Below are 13,491 nucleotides of genomic sequence, written 5' to 3' on the forward strand. Positions count from 1 at the left end.
CGAACTTGCCGGCTGGCTTGTCACCGCGCTTGGTGTCGAGACGGCCGAGCGCCTTTTCGCGGCGATCTTCCGGTTTGCCGGCAGCCCTGTCGAAACGCGGCTTGCCTTCCGGCGCGTCGCTCTTTGCCCATTCGGACCGGGGCGCGCGCTTGGGCGTGTTTTCTTCTTCATCTTCGGCGACAGGCGCATCGTAGATCGGCGCGTCGAAATTGGCGCCGGATTGTTCGATGAGGCGCGGACCAAGCTGGTCACGCAGCATGCGGCCACGCACTTCAAGCACCTTGCCTTCAGGCAGATCGCCAAGCTGGAACGGGCCGTAGGAGATACGGATCAGGCGGTTGACCTCAAGGCCGAGCGCGCCGAGCACGTTCTTGATCTCGCGGTTCTTGCCTTCGCGCAGACCCATGGTGATCCAGACGTTGTGACCCTGGGTGCGGTCGAGCGTCGCGTCGATAGCGCCATAAAGCACGCCGTCGACGGCAATGCCTTCCTTCAGCTTGTCGAGCGCTGCCTGATCGACCTCGCCATGGGCGCGCACGCGGTAGCGGCGCAGCCAGCCGGTCGTCGGCAGTTCCAGCACGCGCGAGAGACCGCCATCATTGGTCAACAGCAGCAGGCCTTCGGTATTGATGTCGAGGCGGCCGATAGAGAGCACACGCGGCAATTCACCCGGCAGATTGTCGAAAACGGTCGGGCGGCCTTCCGGGTCGGAATTGGTCGTCACCAGGCCAGCGGGCTTGTGGTAAAGCCACAGGCGCGTGCGCTCAGCCCCGCGGATGGGCATGCCATCCACTTCGATCTTGTCGGAAAGAGTCGCGTTCATCACCGGAGTGTCCAGCTTGACGCCGTTCAGCGACACGCGGCCTTCCATGATCATGCGCTCGATATCGCGGCGCGAGGCAACGCCGGCGCGCGCCATGATCTTGGAAATGCGCTCTGGCTTGGTGCCCATAACGGCTTCCTGCACCGGAGCCGCCTTGGCTTCTACCGGTTTCTTTTCACGCTCTGCGGCGGGCTTGCCGGGGCCTTTCGGCTTCTTGTCGCGGCTAAAAGTCTTGCCACCGTCACGCTTCGGCTTGTCTTTAAAAGTCATTTGCTGTTTGCCTGTTGTTTGGGCTGTCCTATCAGGTCCAAGCACAAGGGTTAAGAGGAAATTGAAACGCAATGGCCGAAAGGACGCATTTCATGGAACTGGCGCTGGCGGAAGCCCGTGCCGCCGGTGAGCGGCAGGAGGTTCCGATCGGCGCAGTCCTGGTTATGGACGGTCGCGTCATCGCCCGTTCCGGCAATCGCACCCGTGAATTGAACGATGTGACGGCGCATGCCGAAATCGCCGTGATCCGCATGGCCTGCGAGGCGCTGGAACAGGAACGCCTGCCCGGTGCCGATCTCTATGTAACGCTGGAACCCTGCACCATGTGCGCGGCGGCGATCTCGTTTGCCCGCATCCGTCGTCTCTATTACGGTGCGGAAGACCCGAAGGGCGGCGCGGTGCATAGTGGCGTGCGCTTCTTCAGCCAGCCGACATGCCACCACGCGCCTGATGTGTATTCGGGGCTGGCGGAAAGCGAAAGTGCTGAAATTCTGCGGAAATTCTTTCGCGAGAAACGTCTCGACGAATAAGCAGCCGGCGGGAGATGCAATCTTTCCCGCAGGCCATAAGCCCTTCATTTTATCAGAAGGGGTTCCACCAGGGTTTGCCGGTGTTTGCCATCGCCGCTTCTTTCTTACGGCGCTTTTCCTTCTTCTGCTCCGGCTCACCGAGGTCAGTCAGCTGATCCTGCGGAACGCTACGATATTCCTGCGGCGGATCGGTCAGGAACTTGCGCTGGGCGTTGACGACAGAGCCACCCTGGGCATCTGCCTTGGCCTTGCGGAAGGCTTCCCATTTCTGGCTTTCGGTCATCTGGCCGGCCGTGCCGTTGCCGGCAAGCAGCGGTGAGCGGTAATGCGGATTGTTCTTATTGGCATCCGCCTCGTCGCGCAGGCGTTCACGGGTCTCTTCCGGCGATTCGACCCATTGCGGGTTGTTTTCGCGGCTGGCCATGTTCTGCTGCGGCGTCGTCAATTGCTCGGCGCGGGACTGGGCGGGGACAACGAGACCGGGACGCGGGCTGTACTTCAGGTTACGTTTTTCCTGATCGTTGCCGGTGATCGAAGTCGCGTTGCCGAGGTCGTCTACAAGCTGTTCTGCCGCAGTCTTGCCCGTACCATAGGTCGGGCTCGTGCAGGCGCTGAGCAGCACGCCTATCGCCGTGATACCTGCAACCGTGCGGAACATGCTCAAACCCTGCGCGTTATCCTGCCCAAAAGCCTTCATCGTCTTCATAAAAACCCTTCCAGCCGTCCGTCCCATTGCGCCAGACATCGTCTTTCGGCAGGCGGTAGCCCGCATTGCCGTGCAAATCCGGCCATTTTCAGGCAGGTGTACCGGATGAAGAGCTAAAGCGCAATTCATCCGGCCATTTTCCTCGCGCATCGGCCCGAAACTCGAAATCGATTTTTCGACAGGAACGATGCGCAGCAGCTTTAAATCATCCCAACGCGGCAAGCTCGCGCAGTGCCGCCGCATCACGGGCCGAAACCTCCGGATAGTCCGGATCGGAACCGACATCGGTGGTGATGCGCCAGGAGCGTGCGCATTTTGCGCCTTCCGCCAGCTTCTGCTCGACCACGACCTTTGCGACCTCCGGCAAGCGGAAGCCATCGGCAGGGCCTTCATCGCCGACCACCGAAATGGCCGAGGTGATGCAGATTTCGGCAAAATCCTGCCCGGAGAGAGCCGCCAGAAGATCGGCGTCGGCAATGTGCACGATGGGCGCTGCCTCAAGCGAGGAGCCGATACGCTTTTCACGGCGTTCCACTTCGAGCGCACCGGTGACGACCGTGCGGACCTTGCGGATTTTCTCCCACTTCGCTTCCAGCGCGTCGTTGTTCCACTCCGCCGGAATTTCCGGGAACTGGGCGAGATGCACCGATTCCGCATCCGGATAGCGCGAAAGCCATGCTTCTTCAGTGGTGAAGGGCAGCATGGGCGCAAGCCATGTGACGAGGCAATCGAACAGCTTGGCGATGACCGACAGCGATGCACGGCGCTTCAGCGACGACGGCGCGTCACAATAAAGCGTGTCCTTGCGGATGTCGAAGTAGAAAGCCGACAGCTCCACATTTGCGAAATCGATCAGGGCGCGGGCGATCTTCTTGAAGTCGAAGGCGTCGTACCCGTCGCGCACGACCTTATCCAGCTCGGACAGGCGGTGCAGCACCAGCTTTTCCAGTTCAGGCAGATCGGCATAGGCGATCTCCTCGCCCTTGTCGTGGGCAAGCGTGCCGAGCATCCAGCGCACGGTGTTGCGCAGCTTGCGATACGCGTCGATATTGGTCTGGATGATGGCCTTGCCCAGACGCTGGTCTTCCCAGTAATCGGTCGTCATGACCCACAGGCGCAGGATATCCGCGCCGGACTCTTTCATCACGTCCTGTGGTGCAACAACGTTGCCGAGAGACTTGGACTGCTTGCGGCCCTGCTCGTCCATGGTGAAGCCATGGGTGACGACGGCGTTATAGGGCGCGCGGCCGCGCGTCGCGCAGCTTTCCAGCAGCGACGAATGGAACCAGCCGCGATGCTGGTCCGATCCTTCGAGATAGACATCCGCCGGCCACTTCATGTCCGGGCGGTCTTCCAGCGTGAAGGTATGAGTGCAGCCGCTATCGAACCACACATCGAGGATGTCCATGACCTGCTGCCATTTGGCGTGGTCATGGTCATTGCCGAGGAAACGTTCCTTGGCGCCTTCGGCGAACCAGGCATCCGCACCTTCAGCCTCGAAGGCCTCGAGGATGCGGGCGTTGACAGCCTCGTCGACCAGAACCTCACCTTGCTCGTCGGCGAAGACCGCGATCGGCACGCCCCAGCTGCGCTGGCGCGACAGAACCCAGTCGGGCCGACCTTCGATCATGGCGCGCAGGCGGTTCTGGCCGGATGCCGGAACGAAACGGGTCTGGTCGATGGCATCAAGCGAACGCGAGCGCAGCGTCGTCCCGTCGCCCAGTTCCTTGTCCATATAGACAAACCACTGCGGCGTGTTGCGGAAGATCACCGGCTTCTTGGAGCGCCAGCTATGCGGATAGCTGTGCTTCAGACGGCCGCGCGCGAACAGGTTGTTGGCAGCGATCAGCGCCTTGATGACGCGCTCGTTGGCATCGCCCTTCTTGCCGTTATCATCCATGACGCGGGCCGCGCCGCCTTCGGCAGACGGGCCGAAACCGGGTGCGTCCTCGGTGTAGAACCCGTCATCGCCAACGGGGAACGGGATGGCCGGCGAAACGCCGCGCGCTTCCAGCTCACGCTGATGCGCGGTCCAGACGTCAAAGTCCTCGCGGCCATGGCTCGGCGCAGTGTGCACGAAGCCCGTGCCTGCATCGTCGGTGACGTGGTCGCCATCGAGAAGCGGAACCGGGAAATCGTAGCCAAGCGACGCCAAAGGATGGGCGCAGGTGATGGCGGCCAGTTCTTCAGCTTTCACATCGCGCACGAACTTGAAGGTCACCTTCGCCTTGGCAGCAGCCTCATCGGCAAGCTTTCTGGCGAAGATCAGCTTTTCACCCGGCTGCGGACCGAAATCGTTCTGCGCGCTTTCGACTTCGAACAGGCCATATTCGACCCGCGAGGAGAAGGCGATGGCGCGGTTGCCGGGGATGGTCCACGGCGTGGTTGTCCAGATGACGACAGAGACGCCGGAAAGAGCTGGCGCAGCGTCCTTCACCGGGAACTTCACCCAGATCATGTCGCTTTCAACGTCGTGATACTCGACCTCGGCTTCCGCCAGCGCCGTGCGCTCGACAACCGACCACATGATCGGCTTGGAACCGCGATAGAGCTGGCCGCTCTTGGCGATCTTCAGCAGTTCGCCGGCGATGCGGGCTTCCGCGTGGAAGTTCATGGTTGTGTAGGGGTTTTCGAAGTCACCCTCGATGCCGAGGCGCTTGAACTCTTCCGACTGAACCTTGATCCAGCCAGCCGCGAAGTCACGGCATTCCCTGCGGAACTCGTTGACCGGAACCTCGTCCTTGTTCTTGCCCTTGGCGCGGTAGGCTTCCTCGATCTTCCATTCGATCGGCAGGCCGTGGCAATCCCAGCCGGGCACGTAATTGGCGTCGAAACCGCGCATCTGGAACGAGCGGGTGATGACGTCTTTCAGGATCTTGTTCAGCGCATGGCCGATGTGGATGTTGCCGTTGGCATAGGGCGGGCCATCATGCAGCACGAATTTCTCGCGACCGGCGGCGGAGGCGCGGAGCTTTTTATAAAGGCCCATTTCCTGCCAGCGCTTCACCGTTTCCGGTTCTTTCTGCGGCAGGCCGGCACGCATCGGGAAATCCGTCTGCGGCAAATAGAGGGTCGAGGAATAGTCGAATTTTTCTGCGGTGTCGCTCATAATTGTACCGTTGTTGCGCGCCGTGTCGGTCGCGCCGTCTCAATTTCAAAGAGGGCAAATACGGAAAGCGCCATGTCAAATGCCATGACGAGCGCCAAAATCCCGGACCTTCCGGCTCTTCAGAGCGGGCGGAAGGCCGGGCCAATAATTCGGCCTATCTGAACTTTAAACAGCAACCGGTATTGGGACATGGCCGGTTGTTTATGCGGTTTTCCGGCAAAAAGGAAGTGAAAAGCGACGACAATCCGGGACAGGATTATCTGCCCGCTCAAAATGCTATCTTCGCATCCAATTCACTGAGCGGCCGCACGCCTGACAGCATCGCCCGCGCCTCTTCCTCATCCCGCCTGATCTGCGCGACCAGCGGGTCCAAGCCGTCAAATTTCAGCTCGTCACGCAGGTGCCCGAAGAAGGATACCGAACACACCTCACCGTAGAGATCACCGGAAAAATCGAAGACGTAGGTTTCCAGAAGGGCCGCACCGTTATCGGTGACCGTCGGGCGGTAACCGAAGCTTGCAACGCCATCGTAAATCGCCCCGTCGGGGCGGCGGAACCGCACGGCATAGATGCCGGCTTTCAGCTCCGTTTCGGGTGAAAGCGCCATGTTGGCCGTTGGGTAACCCAGAGTTCGCCCCAGCTTCTGGCCGCCTATGACTTCACTTTCCACCGTGAAACGATACCCGAGTTGTCCGGCGGCACCTGCCACATCTCCTTCGCACAGAAGCGAGCGGATACGGCTCGAGGAGACGACATCCGCGCCCTCGTCGCGAAAGGCATCCACGAGCGTCACGTCGAAGCCGTTGCGCTTGCCGGCCGCCATCAGAAATGCCGGACCACCTTCGCGGCCCTTGCCGAAATGGAAATCAAAGCCGGTGACGACGGCGCTGGCGCCCAGCCAGTCGACCAGAATGGAATTGACGAACTCTTCCGCCGAGCGCTGCGAAAACTCGCGGTCGAAGGGGTATTCGATGACCGAGCGGAAACCGATGGCCTCGAGAATACGTGCCTTCAACGGCGCAGGCGTCAGACGGAAGACCGGCGTGTCAGGGCGGAAGACGGAACGGGGATGCGGTTCGAAGGTCAGCACCAGTGCCGGTACGCCACGCGCCTCGGCCAGTTCCAGCGCACGGTCCAGAACGGCACGGTGGCCGCGATGCACACCGTCGAAATTGCCGATCGCGATGACGCCGCTGCGCAAGCCTTCAGGCAGCGGCTCCTTTTTTTCATTGCGATGAAAGACGGTCATTGCAGTCGATCCATTGTTTACGCCGGCTTACGCCAGACGTTTCCTAGGCAAGGCGGGGCATCCACCAGCCGGGAGCCGCGCCCTGCCCCTTCAGATAGGCGTTCAGAAGCGCCTCGTCCGTCTGGCCATTCAGCGTATATTCGGCGGCGTGAATGCCGCCGCTGATATAAAGAAGGTTGAGGCCGCTCGCAATTGCGCCCTTCACATCCGTCGGCATGCCATCGCCAATGGCGAGCACGCGATCCTTCGGGAAATCGCCGCGCACTTCTTTCGCCGCCGCAAGGCAGGCTTCATAGATCGGTGCGTGCGGTTTGCCGGCAATACGGACTTCGCCGCCAAGCTGTTCGTAATATGCTGCCATGGCGCCGGCGCAGGGAATGATGCGCTCGCCGCGCTCTACCACCAGATCGGGGTTGGCGCAGATCATCGGCGCCTTGCGGGCGATGAAGCCTTTCAGCATTTCCGTATAGTCTTCCGGCGTTTCCGTCTCGTCATCGAAGAAACCGGTGCAGACGACGGATTCCGCTTCCACCTCGCCGACCCGTTCGACATCGAGACCTTCCAGCAGCGGCATGTCCCGCTCGGGGCCGAGCAGAAAGACTTTTCTTGGGCCTTCCGCGATCAGGCCCCGGGTGACGTCTCCCGATGTGATGATGCGGTCATAGGCCTCATCCGGCACGCCGAGAACGCGAAGCTGGGCGATGACACCGGGGGCCGGACGCGGCGAATTGGTGATGAGCACCACGGTCTTGCCGGCCTTGCGCGCGTCGTGCAGCGCAACCGCCGCATCCGGGAAAGCGCTAACGCCATTATGCAGCACGCCCCAGACATCCGAAAGAACAACGTCGAACCCATCAGTGATTTCGCCGAGGGTGAGAATGCGATGGGCCATGATATGCTTTCCGGGTGCGAAAAAAGGGTGTGCGTCACATGGCAAAGCAGGACGCCGATGGCAAGGAAAAAAGCGGCGCCAGGCCTGCCTCCGGACCACCGGCCACCATCCGAACATAAAACCCCTCTACGCCGAAAACGAAGGCTGCCTGAAAAAGAGCGATTTGTCCTCGTCCGTCATAGCGTGGAAATTTTCTGTCATGGAACGCTGGTAACCATAGGCCGTGAAATTTTTCCGGCAATGCGTTCTTGACTCCGGGGGGACGCCTCCTTATCTCGGCTTTGCTGGCACTCCAACAAGAGGAGTGCTAACACCCATCACGTGAACCTGCAAAAGGTTCCTGAAGTCATTTGATCGAGGGATTAGGCAATGACAAGCACCAATTTCCGCCCGCTTCATGATCGCGTCGTCGTTCGTCGCGTTGAGTCCGAAGCAAAGACCAAGGGCGGCATCATCATTCCCGATACCGCCAAGGAAAAGCCGCAGGAAGGCGAAATCGTCGCCGTCGGTTCCGGCGCTCGCGATGAGGCCGGCAAGGTCGTCGCTCTCGACGTCAAGGTTGGCGATCGCGTCCTGTTCGGCAAGTGGTCGGGCACCGAAGTCAAGCTCGACGGCGAAGACCTTCTGATCATGAAGGAAGCCGACATCATGGGTATCATCGGCTGATTTCGCCGCACCCATCGTTTCCTTAAATTTCAAGCCGGACCCCGTCCGGCCATTCGAAACCAGGAGTTTTGAAAATGGCAGCCAAAGAAGTCAAATTCGGCCGCACAGCGCGCGAAAAGATGCTCAAGGGCGTCGACATTCTCGCTGATGCAGTGAAGGTCACCCTCGGCCCGAAGGGTCGTAACGTCGTTATCGACAAGTCCTTCGGCGCACCGCGCATCACCAAGGACGGCGTTTCTGTCGCCAAGGAAATCGAACTCGAAGACAAGTTCGAGAACATGGGCGCACAGCTCGTTCGCGAAGTTGCCTCCAAGACCAACGACATCGCCGGTGACGGCACCACCACCGCAACGGTTCTGGCCCAGGCCATCGTTCGCGAAGGTGCAAAGGCAGTTGCTGCCGGCATGAACCCGATGGACCTCAAGCGCGGTATCGATCTGGCCGTTGCTGAAGTCGTCAAGGACCTTCAGGCCAAGGCCAAGAAGATCAACACTTCGGAAGAAGTTGCACAGGTCGGCACGATCTCTGCAAACGGCGAGCGTCAGATCGGTCTCGACATTGCTGAAGCAATGCAGCGCGTCGGCAACGAAGGCGTGATCACCGTTGAAGAAGCCAAGACCGCTGAAACCGAACTCGAAGTCGTCGAAGGCATGCAGTTCGACCGCGGCTACCTGTCGCCTTACTTCGTGACCAACCCGGAAAAGATGGTTGCGGACCTCGAAGACGCATACATCCTTCTGCACGAAAAGAAGCTTTCGAACCTCCAGGCCATGCTGCCTGTTCTCGAAGCTGTCGTTCAGACCGGCAAGCCGCTCGTCATCATCGCTGAAGACGTAGAAGGCGAAGCCCTTGCAACGCTCGTCGTCAACAAGCTGCGTGGCGGCCTCAAGATCGCTGCCGTCAAGGCTCCTGGCTTCGGCGACCGCCGCAAGGCCATGCTGGAAGACATCGCCATCCTGACCGGTGGTACCGTCATTTCCGAAGACCTCGGCATCAAGCTCGAAAGCGTTACCCTCGACATGCTCGGCAAGTCGAAGAAGGTTTCGATCTCCAAGGAAAACACCACGATCGTTGACGGTGCTGGCCAGAAGTCCGACATCGAAGGCCGTGTTGCCCAGATCAAGGCGCAGATCGAAGAAACCACTTCCGACTACGACCGCGAAAAGCTGCAGGAACGTCTTGCCAAGCTCGCTGGCGGCGTTGCCGTGATCCGCGTTGGCGGTTCGACGGAAGTTGAAGTGAAGGAAAAGAAGGACCGCATCGACGACGCTCTCAACGCGACGCGCGCTGCTGTTCAGGAAGGCATCGTACCGGGCGGCGGCGTTGCCCTGCTGCGTTCTTCCACGAAGATCACCGTCAAGGGTGAGAACGACGACCAGGAAGCCGGCATCAACATCGTCCGCAAGGCTCTGCAGTCTCTGGTTCGCCAGATTGCAGAAAACGCAGGTGACGAAGCTTCCATCGTTGTTGGCAAGATCCTCGACCGGAACGAAGACAACTACGGCTACAACGCCCAGACCGGCGAATATGGCGACCTGATCCAGCTCGGCATCGTCGACCCGGTCAAGGTTGTTCGCACGGCCCTGCAGAACGCAGCTTCGGTTGCTTCGCTGCTGATCACCACCGAAGCCATGATCGCCGAACTTCCTAAGAAGGAATCGGCAATGCCCCAGATGCCTGGCGGCGGCATGGGCGGCATGGACTTCTAATCAGTCCTGTCACTGGAATACGAAAGGGCGGTCTTCGGATCGCCCTTTTTTCGTTGGCGCCCATGCCCCTTGTGAGAGCTGGCGCGATATCTTCACTTGCCGGGATCGGGCTTAAAAAATATTGTCTCTTTTTGAAACAGCGATAACTTTAGTCGGCTTGTTTTTGGCAGCGCGTGCAATAATCGGGTGCCGATAGAGGCGAATCACAATTGCCGATGGGGCGGATTTTCGCCCTCTCCAGTTTATAAGCACGACATTTAGTTGTCTTTTTTTCATATATTTCGCGATTACGATGAAGGAATACATATTATTTTTGATTTTCTCTCTGACAGGTTGTTGTGGGTAGAAGAAAATAAACTATAAGTCAGCGCCCGTGAGGGTGCCGCGGCGGGATGCAAGCATTGAAGGGGTTCGATGCTTGGCAAGCACGCTCGAATGCGGATGGCGATGAAAAATCAACTTGGCAGCGACGCTTGAGATTGCAGCGCTGGTACGATGTTCATGCGGGGGCGCGATTTGTTCGAAATATCAAGACGCAACGATGCTCTGCCTGCGGCCGCGACAACCATGCCGGATACTCAGACCCTGTCGCATTTCTTTATTTCGGAGGAATGGAGCGGCGATCTTTCGAGCGGCGTCATCAAGCTTGGCGAACATGCATCTTTCATGCATGGGCTGCCGCAGGGTGAGTGCGGCCTGCTCAGCCTGATCCGGTGTTACGATCGGGGTCACCACGACCGCGTGCTCGAAATTTTCGAACAGGCTTCCGCCGCACCCTCACGCTTCTGCTTTTCCACCGGCCTGTTCACCCTGCCGGCAATGCGGCAGCCGCTTATTTGCATGGGCGAATCCTCGGGTTTCGAGATCGGCCAGCAAGGGCGCATTTCGGGGCTCTTCCTGTTTCCGCGTTTCGAGGATATGCGCTTCGCCGCCTAGCGCGTTTCCAGTGAAACTGCGCAGCGGCTTTATGTCAGGAAATTTTTTTAAAACAAATGGATAGATCGAGTCGAATGGTCCCGTTCAAACGGGGATGCGCGCTCAATGTCATTGAACGACATTGTTGGTCGTTCACAAAATGAAGACAATTTGTCTTCTATTGTTCATCTTTATAGATGCATGATTTTCGGTCATTGATATCTCCAGACATCACCTTGCAGTTTAACCGGCGACACGCCGATCACTTACCGGAGATACTCCATGTCCAGCAGCCAGAACGCTCTCGTTCTCATCGCCCGCATTCTGCTTTCCTTCATCTTCATCTATTCCGGCTTCGGCAAACTCACCGATCCGGCTGGCACTGCTGGCATGATCTCGGGCGCCGGCATGCCTGCCGCAACCGCGCTTGCCTATCTTGCCGGCCTGTTCGAACTCGTTGCCGGTCTTGCCATTCTCGCCGGTTTCCAGACGAAGATCGCCGCATGGGCGCTTGCAGCATTCTGCGTGTTCACCGGCCTCGTATTCCACAGCGGCACCGTTGCCGTTCCCGGCTGGCCTGAGCCTGCTCTCGGCTGGATCAACACGCTGAACGGCATCATGCTGATGAAGAACATCACCCTTGCCGGCGCCTATATCCTGCTCGCAACCTTCGGTGCAGGCGCCTATTCCGTCGACGCAAAGCGCGGCTTAGTTGCCGCCCGCGCCTGAACCCATAGGCTGACCAAGAAAAAAGCCGCCGGAGCGATCCGGCGGCTTTTTTCTTTTGTGCTTTCAGACAGCCGCTTTTATTCGCGCCGCGATCTCCTGAACCGCCGGATCACCTTCGTGCTCCGGCTTGCGGGCGCGCACGAAACAGGCTTCCGAGCGGACGATGATGCCGTCGGAGAGGATTTTCAGGTGGTTAGCTTTCAGCGTCGAGCCGGTGGAGGTGATATCGACGATGATATCCGCCTGCCCTGCCGCCGGCGCACCTTCGGTGGCGCCAAGGCTTTCGACAATACGGTAAAGCTGAATGCCGTGCTGGCGCGAAAAGAACTGCTGCGTCAGCCGCCAGTATTTGGTTGCGATTGCCAAACGGCGACCATGACGGGCACGGAATTCCGAGGCCACATCGCCGAGATCGGCCATGCTGTCCACATCCAGCCAGATTTCCGGCACGGCGACAACGACATCGGCATGGCCGAAACCGAGGCGGGCGCAGAATTCCACCTGCGCATCGGCGTTGGTCAGCCCCTCTCGCACTAGGTCTTCACCCGTCACGCCGAAATCCACGCTGCCAGCACCAATTTCGCGGGCGATCTCGGAGGCTGAGAGATAGGCAATCTCGATATCGTCGCGCCCTTCGATGCGGCCGCGATAGGACCGGTCGTTACCGACAGCTGCGACCTTCAGCCCGGCGCGTTCCAGAACGGCGGAGGCGTCTTCCTTCATCCGGCCCTTGGAGGGCAAGGCAATGGTGATCATGGCTTATCGCTCCCGCGCACCGTTTCGATGCGATCCAGCCAGAGGGAAAAGCCCACGGCCGGTATTTTTTCCTGCGCGCCAAGCAGCGTCAGCAGTCGGTCAAAACGGCCACCACCGGCCAGAACGCTATCGCTACCTTCTTCCATCACCTCGAAAACGAGGCCAGTATAATAATCGAGCGGACGGCCGAAGGCCGCGCCGTAGCTGACTGTTTCGAGATCGACCCCGGCATTCGCAAGGGCCGCGACACGCTTATCGAAAGCGGAAAGCGCACCGTCCAGTTTCAGCTTAGCCTTTGCGGCAAAATCGGCCAGAACTTGGGAGGCCTGCGGCAAGGGCGCCTGCAGGGCCAGAAACTGCTTGAGCAGTTCGAAACTCTCATCCGGCAGACGCGTGGCGGCAAGCGCCAGCTTTTCCCGCAGACGGCGGGCGATTTCCTGCGGCGAGCGGCTGGCATTGGTGGAATAGCCGGTTTCCTGCATTACCGTGTCGAGATAATCGACCAGCACCGCCTCTTCGCCCGTTGCCAGAAGTCCAGCGACCCGCGCGTCAAGGCCGGTCATGGGCTTGGGGTGCACGAGGCTTTCCAGCAGCGCGTCGAGCTGCGCCATATCGCCGAAAGCCTGCACCAGCCGTTTCTGCCAACCGAGCGGCAGGCCGAGCGCTGCAACGACCGCCTCGAACACCTGCTGGTCGCCCAGCGTGACGGCGAGCGAACGGCCAGGCAGAAGGCGTTTCAGGATGGCGGTTGCATCAATCACGGCGCGGGCATCGGCGGCGGCGATATCGGTATCGCCAAGATCCTCGATGCCGGCCTGATAAAACTCGTTCGCACCCTCCCGGCGCTGGCGGAAGACCTCGCCCAGATAGGAGTAACGCTTCGGCGTACCCGTCGCCGTCTCGATATGGCGCAGGCAGACGGGAATAGTGAATTCCGGGCGCAGGCACAGGCTTTCACCTGTCTCGCTCTCCGTCATGAAAATACGCCGACGCAAATCCTCGCCCGCCATATCCAGAAACGGTTCGGCAGGCTGGATGACAGGCGTGTTCACACGACTTGTGCGGCGCGCGGCGAATTCTTCCAGTAGCTCTCCGGAAAATTCCGGCATGTCGATCAGGGGCATGGAACGGTACTTT

12 protein-coding genes are annotated in these 13,491 nt (G+C 59.7%); 5 read left to right on the forward strand and 7 right to left on the reverse strand.

The window, feature by feature from the left end:
• On the reverse strand, nt 1-1,093 hold a 1,093-nt coding region (locus T18_RS27590; RefSeq protein ID WP_323455201.1), incomplete at its 3' end, for a pseudouridine synthase.
• Between the two features lie 71 nt (nt 1,094-1,164).
• Between T18_RS27590 and T18_RS05990 the strand changes: the two genes are divergently transcribed.
• Nucleotides 1,165-1,623 carry a nucleoside deaminase gene (locus T18_RS05990; RefSeq protein ID WP_013635558.1) on the forward strand — a complete coding sequence of 153 codons (459 nt, stop codon included), beginning with the start codon at nt 1,165-1,167 and terminating at the stop codon, nt 1,621-1,623.
• 52 nt (nt 1,624-1,675) lie between these two features.
• Here T18_RS05990 and T18_RS05995 read toward each other — a convergent pair whose 3' ends face one another.
• From T18_RS05995 to T18_RS06010, 4 genes are all read right to left on the reverse strand, one after another.
• Entirely contained in the window at nt 1,676-2,329 is a 654-nt protein-coding gene (locus T18_RS05995; protein WP_019564237.1) for a hypothetical protein, read from the reverse strand.
• 205 nt (nt 2,330-2,534) lie between these two features.
• On the reverse strand, nt 2,535-5,438 hold the full coding sequence (gene ileS, locus T18_RS06000) for an isoleucine--tRNA ligase (RefSeq protein ID WP_038489976.1): 2,904 nt from the start codon (nt 5,436-5,438) through the stop codon (nt 2,535-2,537).
• 268 nt (nt 5,439-5,706) lie between these two features.
• Complete coding sequence (locus tag T18_RS06005; protein ID WP_038489973.1) at nt 5,707-6,687, reverse strand: bifunctional riboflavin kinase/FAD synthetase; 981 nt, start codon at nt 6,685-6,687, stop codon at nt 5,707-5,709.
• 43 nt (nt 6,688-6,730) lie between these two features.
• On the reverse strand, nt 6,731-7,579 hold the full coding sequence (locus T18_RS06010) for a TIGR01459 family HAD-type hydrolase (RefSeq protein ID WP_025592593.1): 849 nt from the start codon (nt 7,577-7,579) through the stop codon (nt 6,731-6,733).
• Between the two features lie 369 nt (nt 7,580-7,948).
• On the opposite strand from T18_RS06010, the gene groES reads away from it, so the two are divergent.
• The 4 genes from groES to T18_RS06030 all read left to right on the forward strand — a co-directional run bounded on the left by groES (nt 7,949) and on the right by T18_RS06030 (nt 11,598).
• On the forward strand, nt 7,949-8,245 hold the full coding sequence (groES, locus tag T18_RS06015) for a co-chaperone GroES (RefSeq protein ID WP_003494080.1): 297 nt from the start codon (nt 7,949-7,951) through the stop codon (nt 8,243-8,245).
• Between the two features lie 74 nt (nt 8,246-8,319).
• Nucleotides 8,320-9,954 (forward strand): chaperonin GroEL, encoded by a 1,635-nt coding sequence (gene groL, locus T18_RS06020; RefSeq protein ID WP_004432205.1) that lies wholly within the window; start codon nt 8,320-8,322, stop codon nt 9,952-9,954.
• A gap of 501 nt (nt 9,955-10,455) precedes the next feature.
• Nucleotides 10,456-10,890 carry a hypothetical protein gene (locus T18_RS06025; RefSeq protein WP_025592588.1) on the forward strand — a complete coding sequence of 145 codons (435 nt, stop codon included), beginning with the start codon at nt 10,456-10,458 and terminating at the stop codon, nt 10,888-10,890.
• Nucleotides 10,891-11,151: 261 nt separating this feature from the next.
• Entirely contained in the window at nt 11,152-11,598 is a 447-nt protein-coding gene (locus T18_RS06030) for a DoxX family protein (RefSeq protein WP_038489968.1), read from the forward strand.
• A gap of 63 nt (nt 11,599-11,661) precedes the next feature.
• Here the strand turns inward: T18_RS06030 and hisG are convergent, their stop codons facing one another.
• Both hisG and T18_RS06040 read right to left on the reverse strand, forming a co-directional pair.
• Nucleotides 11,662-12,354 (reverse strand): ATP phosphoribosyltransferase, encoded by a 693-nt coding sequence (gene hisG, locus T18_RS06035; RefSeq protein ID WP_004432208.1) that lies wholly within the window; start codon nt 12,352-12,354, stop codon nt 11,662-11,664.
• Nucleotides 12,351-13,478: an ATP phosphoribosyltransferase regulatory subunit gene (locus T18_RS06040; protein ID WP_004432209.1), complete on the reverse strand. Its 1,128-nt coding sequence runs from the start codon at nt 13,476-13,478 to the stop codon at nt 12,351-12,353. The genes hisG and T18_RS06040 overlap by 4 nt, the downstream gene beginning before the upstream one ends.
• Between the last annotated feature and the right edge of the window lie 13 nt (nt 13,479-13,491).

It is taken from the genome of Rhizobium sp. TBD182 (genome assembly GCF_001950375.1).
In the GTDB taxonomy this organism is placed as follows: domain Bacteria; phylum Pseudomonadota; class Alphaproteobacteria; order Rhizobiales; family Rhizobiaceae; genus Agrobacterium; species Agrobacterium tumefaciens.

What these genes read in the sequence shown, in the direction of transcription:
- T18_RS06040 (WP_004432209.1), bottom strand. Translation starts at nt 13,478, where the DNA reads ATGCCCCTGATCGACATGCCGGAATTTTCCGGAGAGCTACTGGAAGAA.
- T18_RS05990 (WP_013635558.1), top strand. Translation starts at nt 1,165, where the DNA reads ATGGCCGAAAGGACGCATTTCATGGAACTGGCGCTGGCGGAAGCCCGT.
- groL (WP_004432205.1), top strand. Translation starts at nt 8,320, where the DNA reads ATGGCAGCCAAAGAAGTCAAATTCGGCCGCACAGCGCGCGAAAAGATG.
- ileS (WP_038489976.1), bottom strand. Translation starts at nt 5,438, where the DNA reads ATGAGCGACACCGCAGAAAAATTCGACTATTCCTCGACCCTCTATTTG.
- T18_RS05995 (WP_019564237.1), bottom strand. Translation starts at nt 2,329, where the DNA reads ATGAAGACGATGAAGGCTTTTGGGCAGGATAACGCGCAGGGTTTGAGC.
- hisG (WP_004432208.1), bottom strand. Translation starts at nt 12,354, where the DNA reads ATGATCACCATTGCCTTGCCCTCCAAGGGCCGGATGAAGGAAGACGCC.
- T18_RS06025 (WP_025592588.1), top strand. Translation starts at nt 10,456, where the DNA reads ATGCGGGGGCGCGATTTGTTCGAAATATCAAGACGCAACGATGCTCTG.
- T18_RS06005 (WP_038489973.1), bottom strand. Translation starts at nt 6,687, where the DNA reads ATGACCGTCTTTCATCGCAATGAAAAAAAGGAGCCGCTGCCTGAAGGC.
- T18_RS06010 (WP_025592593.1), bottom strand. Translation starts at nt 7,579, where the DNA reads ATGGCCCATCGCATTCTCACCCTCGGCGAAATCACTGATGGGTTCGAC.
- T18_RS06030 (WP_038489968.1), top strand. Translation starts at nt 11,152, where the DNA reads ATGTCCAGCAGCCAGAACGCTCTCGTTCTCATCGCCCGCATTCTGCTT.
- groES (WP_003494080.1), top strand. Translation starts at nt 7,949, where the DNA reads ATGACAAGCACCAATTTCCGCCCGCTTCATGATCGCGTCGTCGTTCGT.